Raw genomic sequence first — 16199 nt, 5'->3', positions numbered from 1 at the left:
GTATGCTGCGCGTTGGAATAACCGGAGGAATCGGCTCGGGCAAAAGTGTAGTGTGCCGACTGTTTAAGTTATTGGGCGTGCCCGTATACGATTCCGATTATCAGGCCAAGTGGCTGATGGCGAATGATTTATCGCTGCGCACTGAATTGCAGATGGCCTTTGGTTCCGAAACGTTCGACGCCCACGGCCAGCTCAACCGCACGTATCTGGCCCGCATGGCCTTCACCGATCCGGCGCAATTAGCAGTGCTGAATGCGTTGGTGCATCCGCATGTTGGCCGCGATTTTGAGCAGTGGGCCACCGTGCAACAACAAGCCGGCCACGCGTACGTCTTGAAAGAAGCCGCGCTGCTTTATGAGTCGGGCGCCTATCGGCAGCTCGACAAGATCATTACGGTATTTGCGCCGCTGGCGGTGCGGCAAACCCGCGTACTGCACCGCGATCCGCACCGCACTCCCGACGATGTTCTCAACATTGTGGGCAAGCAGATGAGCGAGGAGGAGAAGATGCAACGTGCTGATTACGTGCTGTATAACGATGATCAGCACTTGCTGATTCCGCAGGTGTTGAAGCTCCACCACGAACTGCTGAGCCACCAGACGCTGCCTACCGGATAATAGGGCAGCGCTCGAACGGCCGGTTTTCGTCGAATAGCTTACGATACGTGATGTGCGTTTTGTAAATACGCGCGCCGATCGAGCGTGTCACGGCCATCATGCGCGGGTTGAAATCGCCGATCCAGTTCATTTCGATGTCGGTGTAGCCGATATCCATAAACGCCTGCTGGGCATGCACCAACATGGCCGATTCTACGCCTTTGCCCTGATGCTCAGGCACAACGCCGAAGATCACGCCAAACATTTTGCGCGGCTGACGACGCTCAAACCGGCGCTTTTCCCACAGAAACCGCAGCTTGCCCCACAAGTTCAGCCGGCGTCCAACGTGCTTGAAAATCTGGTTTAGCTCGGGCAGGCTCACAAAAAACGCCACCGGCTCATCGTTATGATAGGCAAACCAGAGTAGGCGCGGGTCCATAACCGGGCGCATCTGCTCTACCAGCTTGCGAGCTTTGTCCAGCGTCATGGGGTTCACGCCGGAGTGGTTGGCCCAAGCCAAGTTATAAACGTGGAAAAAATCGCGGGCTAGCTGTTCGGGGTCGCGGAGGGTGGCGTGCGCGAAACGGTAAGCCGGCAACTCTCGGGCAAAGCGTTCGGCCGTACGATGAAAGCTGGGGTGCAGCGGCTCGGCCACGCGGCGATGGTAAGTGTACTGCTTGAAATATACCTTAAAGCCATGGTTTTCAAAGAGTTGCTGGTAATAAGCGGGGTGGTAGAACATGCCGTAGTTAGGCTCGGTAAAGCCCGAAACCAGCAACCCCCAAAAACGGTCGCGCTCCCCAAAGTTGATCGGCCCGTCCATGGCGGCCATGCCCCGCGCCGCTAGCCATTGTTTGCAAGCATCAAATAGTTGATTAGCAACTTCCTGATTATCAATGCATTCAAAAAAGCCCATGCCGCCCGTTGGCAGCGTACTATCGGCTTGGGGCGTGGCATGGTTGATGAACGCCGCGACCCGACCTTGTACTACGCCGTTCTCATCGGTCAGAATCCAGCGGATGGCTTCGCCGTTGTCGAAGTTAGGATTGCGCTTCGGATCAAATACCGCTTCAATTTCATCGTCGAGCGGCGCGATGTAATACGAGTAACCTTGGTAGAGGCGAGCGGCTACGTCGCGGAACTGACGCGCCCGCAGGGCATCTGTAACTTCGAGCAAGGGCATTGGGGTCGGCTAAAGAGAAATAAAAGGAGAAACGTACGACGCTTTGCAACAAAGGATGAGCCCGAATGGATTTCTTTCGGTCATGGCCGCCTGGGCTGCCGCTGAAAAACCGACAAGATCTTGAGGCCTTCCGGTGCCACCGAATACACTTCCCGCCCCACGCTGTCGGGGTACGGTCCGGGGTGCATCCGGTAGTCGGCTAAGAAATACCGGTTGGGCGCCGAGTCGGTAAATTGAAAGCGCTCGCGATCTATTGGGTTCAGCAGCAACGTGTTATTGGTGAGTAGCAGCGGATGCGGGCTATCCACGGGAATCCGGCCGGTGGGGTGGCGTTTCAGCAAATACTCTACTCCTTGCCGATACGAAAGACCCCAGTAATCGCGCTCAAAAAGTCGGCCAGCCTGCCCGGCCGACAGGAAGCTAAAATAAACCTGCTGATTAGGGTGCATCCGGATCATGCGCACTGCCGTGTGGGCAACTTCAAAGCTGGCAATCAGGCCCAGAAACAACACCACCTGCCGGCTGCGGGCGCGTAAGCGTGCGATCTGCCACAAGGCTTGCCCACCGCGCACCGCAATCAGCAGCAACGCTGGGTAGACAAAATACAGATGCCGCCAGCCATCATATAATACTGATTTCAAGAGAATTACCATGAGCAGTGGAAGTCCGAACCAAGCTGCGAACAGCAGGTCGAGGCGGCCCTCCAGAGTGGCTAGCACTGCCAGCCGGCTACGCACAATGGTATACAGCCAAACAAGCATCCCGAGGCAGAAAGCCAGCACGTACGGCACCGGCGTGGTCACTACAATCCAGACGGGTGCGTAGTGCCAAGGCAGGTTGAGCGCATACACCGGCGCCCCGAGGTACCACACTTCACCCAGCCACGGGTAATGACTCAGATGCTGATAAGCCAGCAAAAAATGGGCAACGGGTGCCTCCCAAAGATACGGCCAACCTATGATCGTGACGACCACTGTAGCAGATAGATAAGCTGCAACATACCCTGCCATCCGTAAACCCGCACGCTTAGGAGAAGGAGCAAAAAGGACTTCCAGCGATAGCATGCCCACCGTCAGGCCAACGACCAAAATGCCCAGCACCCGCATGTCGAGGGCCATCGCCGTGGCTACGCCGTGCAGCAAGGCGCGCCACAGGCCGGGGCGCTGCATCAGCCGTGCCAAGGTGTACATGGCCACGGTAAAAACCGACAGAAAGACAAGGTCCTTGGCGTTGTAAAACGATTCGGCGAACATACGCGGCGAGAGCACCAGCAAACCCGCCGTCAGCAAGCCCAGCCGCCAATCCCGAAACCGGATGCGCGCCAGGCGAAAGAGCGCCCAGGTGCCGGCTAGGCACGTCAGGAAAATGCACAGATGGCGCAGCTGGTAAAAGGCGCGCAGGTCGGAAGAAGGCCGTAGCTGGTCCCAGAATGCTAACGGCAGCTCAAACAGCACGCCGTGGTCGTTGTCGTGGTAATTCTCAAAATCCGGCGCCCGCTCCAGCACCGCTTGGCGTTCGGCCCACTTAGGTGCCAGGCGGTGAGCCACGTAGCGGGCGCTCACCAACCCATTGAGGTGGTCGACGGGCTCATCCCAGGAAACGCCGTAGTCGCGGTAGAGCGACACGCCCAGCAGCAACAGCAGTCCAAAGAACAGACTAACGAAGCGCTGGGGCGGCGGGGAAAAAACAAAGCGTCGGCGCATTAACGGGGTATACTGGTTAGAGAGTCACCTAATAGAATGGAGATTATGTAATATATTGTAAATCAATTAGTTAATTCTTTTTGAATACGGACAATATTTTAACGCCGCCTACCCTGATGGCGTGTACTTCGTGCCCCACACTATCGCCGTAGCTTTGCGGGTGCCAGCGATACGCCGTGATGAAATAGCGGAAATGCGCCGAATCGCGGTGCGAATAGAGCAGGCGTGCCCGCTGTTCGGGCGTTAGTATCAGGGAGTTATTGTAATACGTGATGTACCACGGTACGCTGATTGGCACTTGCGGTGCGGGGTCGTTGGCGAGCACCCATTCTAGCCCTTGCCTATACGACAAGCCCCAGTAATCGCGTTCGAAAAGGCGTTCAGCAACAGAGCCCGGCAAAAAGCTGAAGTAGGCGTTTTCGTGCGGATGCATCTGCACCATGCACACCGCCGTGTGCACTACTTCCGAGCCGGCCAGGACGAGCGTGCCAAGAGCCAAGCGGCGCCACTGGCCGTAGCGCTTGGCAACTCTCCCAATACTCAGCAAGCCTCGAATAGCCAGCAGCAACAAGGCCGGATAGACAAAATAGAGGTGGCGCCATCCATCATAAAGCGCTGATTTGAAGACGATTGTAAACGTAATAGGTGCCAATAGCCAAAGCACTATCAAGAAATCGAGGCGGCCACTGAATGTATGTAGGGTGTTGAGCCGTGTACGTACAGCCTCCTTCAGCCAAGAGCCAAATCCTATTGCGGCGGCGAAGCTGTATGGCAGCGGTGTGGTAATGAAAATCCAGACGAGCGTGTAATGCCAAGGCACACGACTGGCCGGAATCAAGTGCCCGAAGTACAGATTGGTCATCGGCCACGGGTACACTCCCATTTTAGGAATGGCCGTGAGCAGGTCGGGAACAGAAGTAGCCCACAAATAGGGCCATCCCATCACCACAAAAACTACCGTAGCCACTAGGTAAACCAACACGCAGCCAGAGAGCTTGACGGGTTGCTTGGTGAAGCGAGCCTCCAACGCCAGCATCGCGAACGTGATGATAATCAACTGTAACCCTTGTACGCGGGTGTCAATGGCTGCGGCAGTAGCCACGCCGTGAACCAGCGCTCGCATCAAGGTTGGACGTTGCAGCAGGCGGGCAAGGGTATAGATCGCCAGCAGGAACAACGACATGTACACGATGTCTTTGCCATTGTAAAAAGCTTCGGCAAACATCCGCGGCGATACTACCAGCAGGCTCGCTCCAAGCAGACCCAATCGCCAATCCTGAAAGCGCAGTTTCCCCAGTTGGTAGAGCGCCCAGACGCCCATCACAAACATCAGAAACACAGACAGATGGCGCAGGAGATAAAATGATCGGGAATCGCCGTCGGTAAATAAGTAACCTAATACCGAAACGGCCATTTCGAAAGCCGCGCCGTGGTCGCTGTCCGGAAACTGCCGGATATCCGGAATCCAAGGGCGATTGAGCGCTTCGCGCGCAGCCAGCTTGGGCACCAAAACCTGCGCCACATATTTCAGGCCGACTAGCCCATTGAGATGATTGTTGGCCTCATCCCAAGAAACCCCATAGTCGCGGTACACCCATACTCCCAATAGCAACAGCAAGCCAAAAAAGAGCGGTACTCCCACACGGCGCAAAGGTTGGGCAGAAGCGGAAGCCGTTGGCATCAAGCAACAAAAAGGCTTAATAAATGAAAACAATGGTCCGCGAAAGGTAGGGCAAGATCACGGTAATGCCGAGCCTTTGCCACCAAGCCAAATCCTTAGGCCGGTTCCCATATTCTGAGTGCAAGCCGCATTACTGAGCGGCTAAAACGAAAAAAAGACAGCCGTTTCCGACTGTCCTTTTGGTGGGAGATGTAGGGTTCGAACCTACGACCCTCTGCTTGTAATGCACCAATTTAGCCGTACTTGTCGGTTGTCGTTAGTATCATTTTATCATAATAATTTGCTGATAAACAGGTACTTAAATTGTCATTGGTTGTTGTTGTTACTGTGCTTTTTATTAGGTTTGTGTAAACCGACGTGTAAACCAACGCGGTTTGCCGCTATGAGCAAAACAACTGAGCACAAAGAAGGAAAGGCGAGTGTAAAGGTGGTGTACTTTACTAGCAAAACTTTAGCTGATGGTAGCCATCCTTTTCTCGTACGCATAACCAAAGACCGGAAACGCAAATACATTGCAACTGGGCTCTCGTTGCATCCTAATTACTGGAACGAGAAAAAGCAGGAAGTGCGCCGCAGCTATCCCGATCTGGCCCGTGAGAAGCTGATTGAGGATCTACGGGATTGGGAAAAGAAGTATGCGACAGCGGCCGGACAGCTGGCCGAGGCGGACGAAGTACACGATGTCCGGGCGGTGGCCAGTAAGGCCATCGAAAAACGGAAGGCGACGCGGCGGATAAAACTGCTGGCCTACATTGACGAACTAGTCGCGGCAATGATGGAAACTCGGAAGCTTGGCAACGCCAGCGTGTACCGCGACCTGCGCAACCAGCTAGCCAAGTATGTGCAGAAAGAATACGATTCCCAAGACCTAGCCTTCGACCGCATGACAGTGGCCTTCTGCAACGATTGGGAGAGAGCCCTGCGCACGAGCGGCGTAGAGGAAATTACCCTGTCCCAGCGCTTCCGCACGCTGCGGGCTGTGCTGAACAAAGCCATTGCCAATGGCGTTGCCAAGCCGGAGCACTATCCCTTTGCGCGCAACGTGGCGGAGCACCATAAATTTAACGTGGGCAAATTTAACGTAAGCACTACAAAGCGGGCGATCAGCCGGGAGGATATCCGCCGGTTGGAGATGATTGAGCCTGCTACAGAGCGGCTCCGCTTAGCCAAGGACGTCTTTCTGTTTTCGTTCTACTGCGGGGGCATCAACTTCGTGGACTTGGGTCAACTTCGCTGGCGCAACGTGGTCCTAGATGCCGAGGTATCCCGTCTTACTTATATCCGCCAAAAAACGGGTGGTAGGTTCACGTTGCGCCTTCTGCCACCGGCGGCGGCAATTCTAATTGCCTATCGTCCTTTTACTTACACCGGTCCGGACGGCTATCTGTTTCCTGTACTTACTGCCGCGAAACACTCAACACCCGTGCAAATTCAAGACAGATTGCACAAAGTTCTCGGGCAGGTCAATCAGGATCTCAAAATACTGGGCGCACTAGCCGGCATTGCCTCCCCTCTGACTACTTACGTCGCGCGGCACTCATTTGCTACGCACCTGAAACGAGAAGGCATTGCAACGGCCGTGATCAGTGAAGCGATGGGCCACAAGTCGGAAGCAGTCACCGCTGTGTATTTAGATTCCTTCGCTTCCACTACGGTGGATTCCGCTTTCGAGCACTTGCTCTGAAGGGGCTAATATTTAGCTGGTTGTGATTGGCGATCTGGACTTTCCACTGTTAACAGCAGGAAGCAGAAACAGTACCGACCATACTACCTCTCTGGTACAGCTGATGCAAATGAGCAGGCTGTCCGATTGCGCATAGTGGTTTAATCAGTTTCGAGGCTATTAGGAAAGAGCAATGGAGGCGGTTGAGAAGGAACACTACCGGGCGATAGCAGATTACGAGAAAGAGGTAATGCCCATTTGGCAATTACTTCTCAATCTGGATATGGAAGCTTTTGCCAAGAAGTTTTCAACGTGTTGGTACACACCTGCGCAGAATAAAAACAGGAGGTCTGGCTATCAGGAAATTAAAAGAAGTAGAAAACAGCGATATGATGCCGAAGTGCGCATCCATGAGAAGGAAATTGCCCTAGTTAATGATGAGCGCCATTACTGGGCAAAAGAACTGCGCTTCGTTAGTCTTCGACTGAAGCACCAAACCGGATTAGATACCGCAGAGCAAGGAAGGCACAACCTAACCGCATACGGGGTAGGTTGGCAGTCGCGTGTTCCCGAATGGCAAAAAGACAATCTCATTACCCGCATCAAGCAATTTAAAGTAGGCAGGCTTTCTTCCATATTTAGTGGTACCGATGTGCAGGCATGGCACTACCTCGGCCATTTATGGGCGACAATAGACCTTTTCAGATTGGCGTGGAATAAGTTTCATGAAGGGGAACAGCCTACTCAGGGCCCCAGCCCGGCAGCAGCCCCTGTGCCAGCGACAAATCATAAGGGGCGCCAAGCTAAAGCAGCCGTATTAAGAAATATCAGTATCGATGAAGTACGAGAAATATTTAAATCCCTGAATATTGGTTCAATTTATAATCAGCCGGGCGAGTGGGCGGCGGCATTCCGCGCACTCACGGTGGGCGATTATTTAGTTGGAAGCCCACCCGAAATTGACCGTTGGGCGATCGCTTCTCAATTCAGCGGGCGTAGTTTAAATTCTATAGTTGAAACTTTAAAAAGGAACAAAGATTTCTTTCAACCAGAGGAATTTTCGAAAACTCAGATAATTGTTTTTAAAGGCGTAAAGAAGGAACTGGAGAAATATGAAAAGGATAAGCGTAATCGATAGTAATTAATAAGCTATGTATGAATATGTTACCTGAATTACCTGAATTACCTATTAGGTAACTAGTACTCATAAGCATTGATCACCTTGCCATCCTAAACCAAAACGATGGTAAGTATGAGCAACCCTTTTGAAATCATCAATTCCCGGCTGGACAGCATTGAGGAGTTGGTACAACGAGCGCTGCATGGTAATGCGCCAGAGCCACCCGAAGAGCTAGGCGGACTTGAGTTGGCTCAAGCGGTAACTCGCCTCAGCAAAGCGCGCATCTACTCGCTGGTATCCGAGCGCGCCATTCCCCATGCTAAGCGTGGAAATAAGCTGTACTTCAACCGGGCCGATCTGCTGGCCTGGATCGCCGCCGGTAAGCGCGGCAACGGGCAAGAAAAGGGTCGTTAATCTGATGCAACAGATCAACGACCCCAAATCTTTAGGTATGGCGGGATGCCAAGCCAAAGATACACAATTGGATGCCGGCACGCCTCAGACTTTCACGGCTCGGCTGCAGGCGGACGCAAAGCGCCGTGCTGCCCTGCCGGCCGCCGTAACGCACGAGCAGGTATTGGCGGACTTATTGGGCCAGGTGCAGCCTGTAGACTTCCGTGCCTTAGCTGAGCTGGATGCTGAGAGAGACAAACTGCGCACAGCGCATTACGTGGTGCTGGTCGTGCAGGAACTGCTACAGTTGGCCCTCCGCAACAGCTGGGGCCTCTGCCAGCGACAAGGGTTTCTGTACTCTTACAATGGGGCCTATTGGAAGCAGCTGGATGAACCGACGCTTCGTGCCTTCCTTAAAAAAGCGGCGGAGCAGATGGGCGTTCCTCGGATGACTGCCCGGCATCATGGGTTTAGCGAGCAGCTGTATAAGCAGTTCCTCGACACAGCTTACCTGCCCGTCCCCGTAGCCAACTCTCGCACCGTGGTGAGGATCAACCTGCTGAACGGCACCTTTGATGTAGGCTCCAAAGCGCAGGAGTTGCGCCTGCCGATGGCTGAGGATTTCTTAACGCATCAGTTGCCTTTTGCTTATGACCCAGCAGCCACCGCGCCCCAATGGCAGTCGTTTCTCAATCGCGTTGTTCCAGATGTTGCTAGCCAGAAATTGCTGGCGGAATACATAGGGTATGTATTCGCATCTCCCTCGCAATTAAAGCTGGAGAAAGTCCTGCTGCTGTACGGTACGGGTGCGAATGGTAAATCGGTCTTCTTCGAAGTTGTAAACGCTCTCCTAGGCCCGGAGAACATCAGCAATTATTCGCTTAAATCCCTTACGGGCGACCCAGCTTACTCCCGCGCCCACCTGGGAACGAAGCTGGTGAACTATGCATCGGAATTAAACGGCCGGTTGGAAGCCGACACGTTCAAACAGTTGGTTTCAGGGGAACCCGTGGAAGCCCGGCTGCCGTATGGGCAACCTTTCATCTTAACGGATTACGCCAAGTTGATTTTCAACTGCAATGAGCTGCCTTCTGAAGTTGAGCAAACCCCTGCTTTCTTTCGGCGGTTTTTGATCGTGCCGTTTCCCATCACCATCCCTGAAGAGGAGCAGGACAAAACCTTAGCGACAAAACTTATTCAGGAAGAGCTGCCCGGCGTATTTAACTGGGTATTAGACGGCCTGAAGCGACTACAGGCTCAACAAAGGTTCAGTGATTGCGAAGCCGCCCGGCAGCAACTCGATTTGTATAAGCTTCAAACGGATAGCGTGAAGTTATTTCTTGACGAGTTCGAGTACACAGCTAGCCCCCGCTTGTATGAGCACACGGCGGTAGTGTACAGCAACTATCGGCAGTTCTGTACCGACTTCGGCTACCGCTTCCCCGTGTCTCGGCATAAGTTTGTGGCCCGTATGGCCGCCGCAGGAATTGCCGAAGAGCGCCGTAAAACCGGCCGAGTGCTACTCCTGACTCAGCCCTCCTACTTAAGCAGGGCCGCATAAAATATCTTCTTTTCCGGCCAGCACTTTCGACACCGTTGACACCTTTTACGCTGACGCCCTTAGCACATCTATTGGGCTATGGGTGTCAATGGTGTCAAAAGTGCTAGGCTAAAAACATCTTTTTTTTATGGTTCTCTCATCTTATCGTTACACGCTACAGCCTTACGCTGGCTTTAAATCACACGTTTCCTGTCCTTCCTGCGGTAAAGCAGGCTGCTTTACTCGCTACGTCGACACAGAAACCAACGAGCTGCTACCCTATGCATATGGACGATGCGAACGGATAGCGAACTGCGGCTATCACCTTAATCCCTATACTAGACCGGCCAGTGGAGGTCTGAGCTACGCGAAGCAGGTACGCCGGGAAGCGAAGCAGAGCCAGCCTATAGCATCGCCCCCGCCACTACGCTTGCCTAAGCCGCCCGCGCCGAAGCCCGTGTTGAGTATTCCGTTGGAGGTAGTCACGGCCACGTTACGACGCTACGAGGACAACAACTTAGGCCAACTGCTGCGGGAGCGTTTCGGGGTAGGCACTGCCAACGCATTGGTGGACCGGTTCTGCCTTGGAACTTGTGCTTACTGGCCGGGGGCCACTGTGTTCTGGCTTATTGACGAGCAAGGCCGGGTGAGAGGCGGTCAGGTGGTGCAATTCGATGAAACGGGGCATACTCTTAAACATCAGCGACCTGACGGCAGCATTTGCCGCCATACTGGCTGGGTGCACACGGCCTTAAGCCAAGCCTATCAGCGGCGCGGAGAGCCCTTGCCCAGTTGGCTAATAGAGTATAAGGAGTACGGCGAAAAAAGCCCGTGCTTGTTTGGCCTGCCGCAGCTGACCAATGCTCCCGCCGGACAGCCCGTAGCCTTGGTAGAAAGTGCCAAAACTGCAATAGTAACAACGGTCTACATGCCGGAATTCATTTGGCTGGCGACAATGGGCATTTCATATCTGACGCCTAGCCGACTAGAACCGCTACGGAAACGTCGCATCGTGCTGTATCCAGACGCGGGGGCTTATGAAAGGTGGCAAACGAAGGCACTGGAATTGCGCGGTCTGGGTTTCAATGTGGATGTGTCGGATGAGCTAGAAAAAATAGTAACTGAGGACGAGCGGCAAGCCGGCTATGACGCAGCTGATGTGCTGTTAGGCGAGTGGCCAGGCTACCCGCCGGATTGGGACGAGTGAGAAAAATTAGCAGGAAAGGGCCACCCTATTGTAAAGAACAATAAAGAACAATCATATGCCTTTCAAACCCGGAATAAGCGGAAACCCTCTGGGCCGGCCCCAAGGTGCCGCTAACGTAGCGACCGCGCAAGTACGCGAGGTCCTCAACGATGTTCTAGCCAACATCTCGGCTGAGGAGATACTTGCGAATTTGCGGGGCCTTCAGGGCAAAGAATTCCTTGATGCCTATACGAAGTTGGCAGAGTTCCTTACTCCAAAATTGCAACGCGTTGCGCAAAACGAAGAATTTAATGGCCTTTATGATGTAGTAGTTACTATTGGCGGTAGAGATGATGTTACAATTGAGGAATAAGTGAGGTGCCCTTACTTAGTGAAAAATAGGGCAGGGCAGAGGCGGTTGATCTATTTCTGCTCCCGTCTTCACAAATACTGTTACAAATCTTGGTATAAGGACGTCCAAGTGAATTTCAAAGCATAGTCCTATTTGTGTTACTTTGCCAATCTTCTTCCCTTGAGCCAATTGTTTTGCTGATCTAACTGGTGCTGGGCTTCCCTTACTTTGCCAATTAGAATAGCTAACGCAGGGTTTGTAGCTGCTTGGCCTATTCAAAGCCCGTATATTCTTCATCTCGCCTCCTTGAGTGCATTTGTGGCCCTGCATTACAGCTCTTAAAGCTTAGGAACGAGTACACAACCATAGTAGCTTCTTACGCATTCTTTGCCGACATTGCCTATTAGTTAGTAATGACTAAGATTACTCTAATAAGCTGGTTTAAGTTATATGTCTGTCCATTCGACTGTTACTGAGGTACATACTTTATTCGAAACTACCGCTCAAACTTTACTGCCTCAGCCGCCCAGCTTTGCGGGCCACCAGACATTTGCTCTGCGCTCTTCTTGGCTCAAAAAAGGAATAGATGCACTGGCCACCAATCCAAGTATTTTCTCCTCCGAAGAAGCACTGGTAGAATTAGGCGTTGGTAAAAACATGGTTTCGGCCATTCGCCATTGGCTGCTGGCTACTCAACTGGTAAAGCCAGTTGCCGAACGCAGCAGCTATATTCTCCCTACCGAGCTCGGGCATTTCTTGCTTGCTGACGACGGGGCTGACCCCTACCTCGAAGACCCTGCAACCCTATGGGTGCTCCATTGGAACCTATGTGGCCCCGGCAGTCAAGCTTACACTTGGGCGTATGCCTTTAATGTATGGCGAGAGTGGGAATGGACCCGCCCGGCTCTCAGCACAGCCATTCTTACAGCTGCCCGGGCTAGCAGCGCCAAAACTTCTTCGCCTGAAACCGTAGATCGCGATGTAAACGTGTTCCTGCAAACCTACGTGGCCTCGTCTGAGCGTAGCCAAAATGCCGAAGATGGGCTCGATTGCCCCCTGCGTGAGCTGGGTTTGCTGCGCTCCGGTTTCGGTAGCCAGGAGCAATACACTTTCGCCATCGGCCCCAAACCAAGTTTGCCCGCCGCCATTTTTACTTGGGCCCTGCTGAAATTCTGGGAGTGGAAATTTCCTGGATCGAGTACTATTTCTGTTCGTGATATCGCCCACGGCGAGGGTTCACCCGGTGTCGTGTTCAAGCTTGATGAGGATTCTGCTTTAGCTTACCTCGACCAGTTAGAATCCCTCACAGCTGGTGCGTTACGTTTCGAGGATACCCCTTTGGTACGCCAGGTTGTGCAGACCACTACGGAAGGGATTCAGCCTGCCGACCTTCTGCAACAACACTACGCCGCCCAGCTCTTCGCTTAAGTATTCATGCCCGCTATCACCCTTAAACCGCTTGCCAATTTCGTTTCCGTTCGGCCCCGTTTTGGCCGGTCGGTGCACTTAGAGCGCGACTTGGCGGCTCGATCTGCCACAAACGGCTACTTTCTCACTACTTCGGCCCTCGAAGCCCTACAAGGGGTGCTCCGGGCCCAGCATACGCCCTCGGATCGCGCCCTTACTTTGATCGGTCCCTACGGCGCAGGTAAAAGTGCTTTCGCTACTTTCCTGGCTCGTTTGGTGTCGGAGCCAGCGTTCCGTGAAACGGCGAAGCTGCCCGATAATATACCTGAAGCGCCAGACTTGCTGCCCGTGCCTGTCGTTGGCTCCCGCGCTGCGCTGGGACCAGTGCTGCTCACAGCCTTGCGCCATGCTCTGGAAACGGCCCCCGGCGCACCAGCTATTCCTGCTGCCCTGCTTACGGCAGAGAGCAAGCCGACCCCGCGCAACCTTGCCAACGCTTATCTTGCTGCTGCCCAGGCCATAGCCGGTGCCGGTCAGCACATGGGCTTATTGCTATTGGTCGATGAGGCCGGCAAATTTCTAGAATATGCGGCCAACCATCCTCAGGCTGGTGATATTTTCGTGCTGCAGGAGTTGGCTGAAGCGGCCGCCCGCGCCCCTCAGCAGGGCCAACTGTGGGTGCTGACCATATTGCACCAAAATGCGGAGGCCTATGCGCACCGGCTCGGCCGGGCTCAACAAGGGGAGTGGGCGAAAGTCGCTCAACGCTTCAGGCAATTACCGCTGTTTCCATCCGACGTAGAGCGCATGGATCTAATTGGTCGCGCCCTTGAACAGAAGCCGGAACTTCATCTCAATGGTGCCTTCACGGCACAGCTGGCTCCCGTCCTGAATCCACAGTCCTACCTCCTGCCCAGTGGCCTCGCCGATCGGTTCCCAGACTTGGCCCGCGCCGCCTATCCGCTTCACCCGGTTACGCTTCTGGCATTGCCCGCCATGTTTCGCCGCGCTGGCCAGAGCCACCGCAGTGTCTTTAACTTTCTCGAAGGCCAGGAAAACGGAGCCCTTGGCAGCTTCCTGCAACAGCCCTACGACCCCGCTAACCCCGCTTTCTTCCGTCTTGATAGCCTCTTCGACTATGGCCGTGATGTCCTGCTCTCGCATTACACGGGCCCTACTGCTCGTCCTTGGCACGAGGCCGTTGAACTGGTGGAGCGGGATGTGGCTAAACAACCCCTTGATGCCTTGGCTGTCCGTGCGCTAAAGTGTGTGGCATTGCTCAGCTGGCTGCGCGAATTGCGGCTGCCTGCTTCTCCGGCGGTACTTGCTGCTGCGCTAGGTCCCGATACGCCCAAGGCCATCAAGGAATTAGAAGAACGGGGCCTCATCATCTGGAGCCGCGCCCGCAGTAGCTTCCGTCTGTGGGAAGGTGGCGACGTCGATGTTACGGCCGAGCTATCAAACGCCCGTGCCAGTCTGGCCGGCGACGTATTGCTATCCGCTGCTACCGATTCTTCCCTGTTTCCTTTGCCCCGCTTGGTAGCCCGCCGCCACGCTTTCCGTACCGGTACGCTGCGCCCGGTAGTGGTAGAAGTCATTCGGCCTGAAGCCCTGCAAGTCCGCGCCGTACAGCGCCCAACTGAGCTGGCCGTGCTACTCTGCCTCGCGACCGATTCTGCCACCGAGTTTCAGGCCTTGGCTACTGCCCAATCATTAGCACATCCTAATCTGCTAATTGCGATAGCTCCTGAAACCGAGGCCCTGCGAGATGCCGCTCACGACCTGGCGGCGGCCCGAGTTGTTCTAGACAACGTGCCCGCTATCCAGGGCGACCGCGCTGCACGTCGCGAATTAGCCCTGCGCCGGTACGAGGCTGAAACTAACTTTCGCAAAGAGTGGGGCCGACTCTTTGGCCCAGCTTTGGGTGCTGAAGGTGTGACTACTCCCGACCATATTCCAGCCGCAACCTGGTATAGTCAGGGTCAGCCCCTAGCTTTGACCGATGCCCGCTCATTCAGCCGGCAGCTGTCGGTCCTAGCCGATGCTACGTTCCCGTCCACCCCGGTTTTACGCAATGAGCTGCTGAACCGTCGCCAGCTGTCCTCCGCCGGAGCTGCTGCCCGCGGCGCGTTGGTAAAAGCGATGCTGGATAAAGGTGAGCAGGAGCGCCTAAGCTTTACCGGCTTTCCGCCTGAGTATGCCATGTATGCCTCCGTGCTGCATGCAACCGGTTTGCACTATCAAACCGAAGACGGTACGTGGGGCTGGCGTGGGCCTGCCGAAATAGCTACCGACCGTGCGAACCTGCGCCCCGTCTGGAAAGCCATCGAGAAGATGGTGTTTGGTGCCGTTCGCTTGGTGCCATTGGCAGAGCTATACGAAAAATTGCGAGCCGCACCTTACGGTGTCTCAGATGGCCTATTACCTGTATTGGTGGCAGCTTTCCGCCGCGTGCACGCTGGCGATACGTCCCTGTACCGCGAAGGTAACTTCTTGGCTGAAGAGAAAGAGGCAGACTGGGAATTGCTGCTGCGCCGCCCCGATATGTTCGCCTTAGCCGACAGTCGCGTGAGCGGTGCGCGCCTTGCAGTCGTGGAGCGCATTGCGCAGGCTACCGGTGTCAAAGCCCAATTAGTACCGGTAGTGCGACGCTTGCTGAAGATGCAGGATAGTTTGCCCGACTTTACCAAGCAAACCCGGCGTCTCCCCGCCACCGCCTTAGCCCTGCGCGATGCCTTCCAGGAAAGCCGCTCCCCCGAGCATTTGCTCTTCTTCGCGGCCCCGGGAGCCCTCGGGCTCCCATCGTGGTCAGCTGACGCAGCGGCCGATTCGGAACAAATTGAGGTGTTTTTCAAAAGCCTTAATGCAACCCTGAGCGCTTGGGCAGAGGCCTTTCCTGCCGCTCGTGCCGACGCGCGTGACATGTTGCTGAAAGCCTGCGGCTTGTCTACTGGGCTAGAAAGTTGGGCGGAAGCGCACCAGCGCATCCAAGCGCTGCCCAATCCATCGCCCACACTGGTGCCCCTAGTTGGCCGGTGCTCATCGCCTGACGCTGAGGCCGACCTGGACCGCGTGCTGGCCCTCGTTGCCAGTCGTCCGCCACTCTTGTGGCGTGACGTTGACTTGGCGGCCTTCCCCAGCCACGTAATGCCATTTGCAGCGGCTTTGCAGGCTGCTTGGGGTGGCTTTGATTCAGCTGTTGTACCGGTTACTCGTCCGGTAGTTACGGCCACTGAGCGCAAGCAGGTAAAGCAGCTTGTGGCCCAGCTCGATTCCTTTGCCCGCCCCGCTACAGGCGTCCATCCACCAGCCCACCTGCTCCGCGCTGCTGTACTGCAGTGGCTGGACGAATTGGAAAAAGAACAATAATCCTAT

Annotated in this window: 12 protein-coding genes and 1 pseudogene; 10 read left to right on the top strand and 3 right to left on the bottom strand. The window is 54.7% G+C overall.

All coding sequences use genetic code 11. The features are described 5' to 3' along the window. Nucleotides 1–2 precede the first annotated feature (2 nt). Nucleotides 3–617 carry a dephospho-CoA kinase gene (coaE, locus tag FHG12_RS07750; protein ID WP_139515188.1) on the top strand — a complete coding sequence of 205 codons (615 nt, stop codon included), beginning with the start codon at nt 3–5 and terminating at the stop codon, nt 615–617. On the opposite strand, the gene FHG12_RS07745 is transcribed toward coaE, so the two are convergent. The 3 genes from FHG12_RS07745 to FHG12_RS07735 all read right to left on the bottom strand — a co-directional run bounded on the left by FHG12_RS07745 (nt 607) and on the right by FHG12_RS07735 (nt 5124). Continuing rightward, on the bottom strand, nt 607–1779 hold the full coding sequence (locus FHG12_RS07745; protein WP_139515187.1) for a hypothetical protein: 1173 nt from the start codon (nt 1777–1779) through the stop codon (nt 607–609). The two genes, coaE and FHG12_RS07745, sit on opposite strands and share 11 nt — an antisense overlap. An 80-nt stretch (nt 1780–1859) precedes the next feature. Further along, nucleotides 1860–3482 carry a hypothetical protein gene (locus FHG12_RS07740; protein WP_139515186.1) on the bottom strand — a complete coding sequence of 541 codons (1623 nt, stop codon included), beginning with the start codon at nt 3480–3482 and terminating at the stop codon, nt 1860–1862. A gap of 70 nt (nt 3483–3552) precedes the next feature. Further along, nucleotides 3553–5124, bottom strand: coding sequence for an ArnT family glycosyltransferase (locus tag FHG12_RS07735; RefSeq protein WP_165699335.1), 1572 nt, complete (start codon nt 5122–5124; stop codon nt 3553–3555). A gap of 421 nt (nt 5125–5545) precedes the next feature. On the opposite strand from FHG12_RS07735, the gene FHG12_RS07730 reads away from it, so the two are divergent. The 9 genes and pseudogenes from FHG12_RS07730 (at nt 5546) to FHG12_RS07695 (ending at nt 16193) form a co-directional block, all read left to right on the top strand. Then, nucleotides 5546–6847: a site-specific integrase gene (locus FHG12_RS07730; RefSeq protein ID WP_139515184.1), complete on the top strand. Its 1302-nt coding sequence runs from the start codon at nt 5546–5548 to the stop codon at nt 6845–6847. Between the two features lie 262 nt (nt 6848–7109). Beyond that, a complete protein-coding gene (locus FHG12_RS07725; protein ID WP_139515183.1) occupies nt 7110–7964 on the top strand; it encodes a hypothetical protein in 855 nt (284 codons plus the stop codon). Between the two features lie 114 nt (nt 7965–8078). Continuing rightward, the gene (locus FHG12_RS07720; protein WP_165699334.1) at nt 8079–8360 is read left to right on the top strand and encodes a helix-turn-helix domain-containing protein; all 282 of its coding nucleotides are present in this window, start codon (nt 8079–8081) and stop codon (nt 8358–8360) included. 4 nt (nt 8361–8364) lie between these two features. Then, nucleotides 8365–9900, top strand: coding sequence for a DNA primase family protein (locus tag FHG12_RS07715; RefSeq protein ID WP_230471322.1), 1536 nt, complete (start codon nt 8365–8367; stop codon nt 9898–9900). Between the two features lie 127 nt (nt 9901–10027). Then, nucleotides 10028–10159: pseudogene (locus FHG12_RS21405) on the top strand (DUF6371 domain-containing protein); the annotation flags it as partial. A 150-nt stretch (nt 10160–10309) separates the two neighbouring features. Next, entirely contained in the window at nt 10310–11086 is a 777-nt protein-coding gene (locus tag FHG12_RS07710; protein ID WP_139515181.1) for a DUF6371 domain-containing protein, read from the top strand. Between the two features lie 55 nt (nt 11087–11141). Continuing rightward, nucleotides 11142–11438 (top strand): hypothetical protein, encoded by a 297-nt coding sequence (locus tag FHG12_RS07705; RefSeq protein ID WP_139515180.1) that lies wholly within the window; start codon nt 11142–11144, stop codon nt 11436–11438. Nucleotides 11439–11867: 429 nt separating this feature from the next. Then, on the top strand, nt 11868–12845 hold the full coding sequence (locus FHG12_RS07700; protein ID WP_139515179.1) for a DUF4007 family protein: 978 nt from the start codon (nt 11868–11870) through the stop codon (nt 12843–12845). Nucleotides 12846–12851: 6 nt separating this feature from the next. Then, complete coding sequence (locus FHG12_RS07695) at nt 12852–16193, top strand: hypothetical protein (RefSeq protein WP_139515178.1); 3342 nt, start codon at nt 12852–12854, stop codon at nt 16191–16193. Nucleotides 16194–16199 lie beyond the last annotated feature (6 nt).

The organism is Hymenobacter jejuensis, assembly GCF_006337165.1.
GTDB classification, from domain to species: Bacteria; Bacteroidota; Bacteroidia; order Cytophagales; family Hymenobacteraceae; genus Hymenobacter; species Hymenobacter jejuensis.
Note: the sequence above shows the minus strand (reverse complement) of the source record. Positions and strands in the feature narration are given on the sequence as shown.

Bases quoted from the DNA above. Each gene is read 5' to 3' on its own strand.
- coaE (WP_139515188.1), top strand. From the start codon at position 3: ATGCTGCGCGTTGGAATAACCGGAGGAATCGGCTCGGGCAAAAGTGTA.
- FHG12_RS07745 (WP_139515187.1), bottom strand. From the start codon at position 1,779: ATGCCCTTGCTCGAAGTTACAGATGCCCTGCGGGCGCGTCAGTTCCGC.
- FHG12_RS07740 (WP_139515186.1), bottom strand. From the start codon at position 3,482: ATGCGCCGACGCTTTGTTTTTTCCCCGCCGCCCCAGCGCTTCGTTAGT.
- FHG12_RS07730 (WP_139515184.1), top strand. From the start codon at position 5,546: ATGAGCAAAACAACTGAGCACAAAGAAGGAAAGGCGAGTGTAAAGGTG.
- FHG12_RS07725 (WP_139515183.1), top strand. From the start codon at position 7,110: ATGGAAGCTTTTGCCAAGAAGTTTTCAACGTGTTGGTACACACCTGCG.
- FHG12_RS07720 (WP_165699334.1), top strand. From the start codon at position 8,079: ATGAGCAACCCTTTTGAAATCATCAATTCCCGGCTGGACAGCATTGAG.
- FHG12_RS07715 (WP_230471322.1), top strand. From the start codon at position 8,365: ATGCAACAGATCAACGACCCCAAATCTTTAGGTATGGCGGGATGCCAA.
- FHG12_RS07705 (WP_139515180.1), top strand. From the start codon at position 11,142: ATGCCTTTCAAACCCGGAATAAGCGGAAACCCTCTGGGCCGGCCCCAA.
- FHG12_RS07700 (WP_139515179.1), top strand. From the start codon at position 11,868: ATGTCTGTCCATTCGACTGTTACTGAGGTACATACTTTATTCGAAACT.
- FHG12_RS07695 (WP_139515178.1), top strand. From the start codon at position 12,852: ATGCCCGCTATCACCCTTAAACCGCTTGCCAATTTCGTTTCCGTTCGG.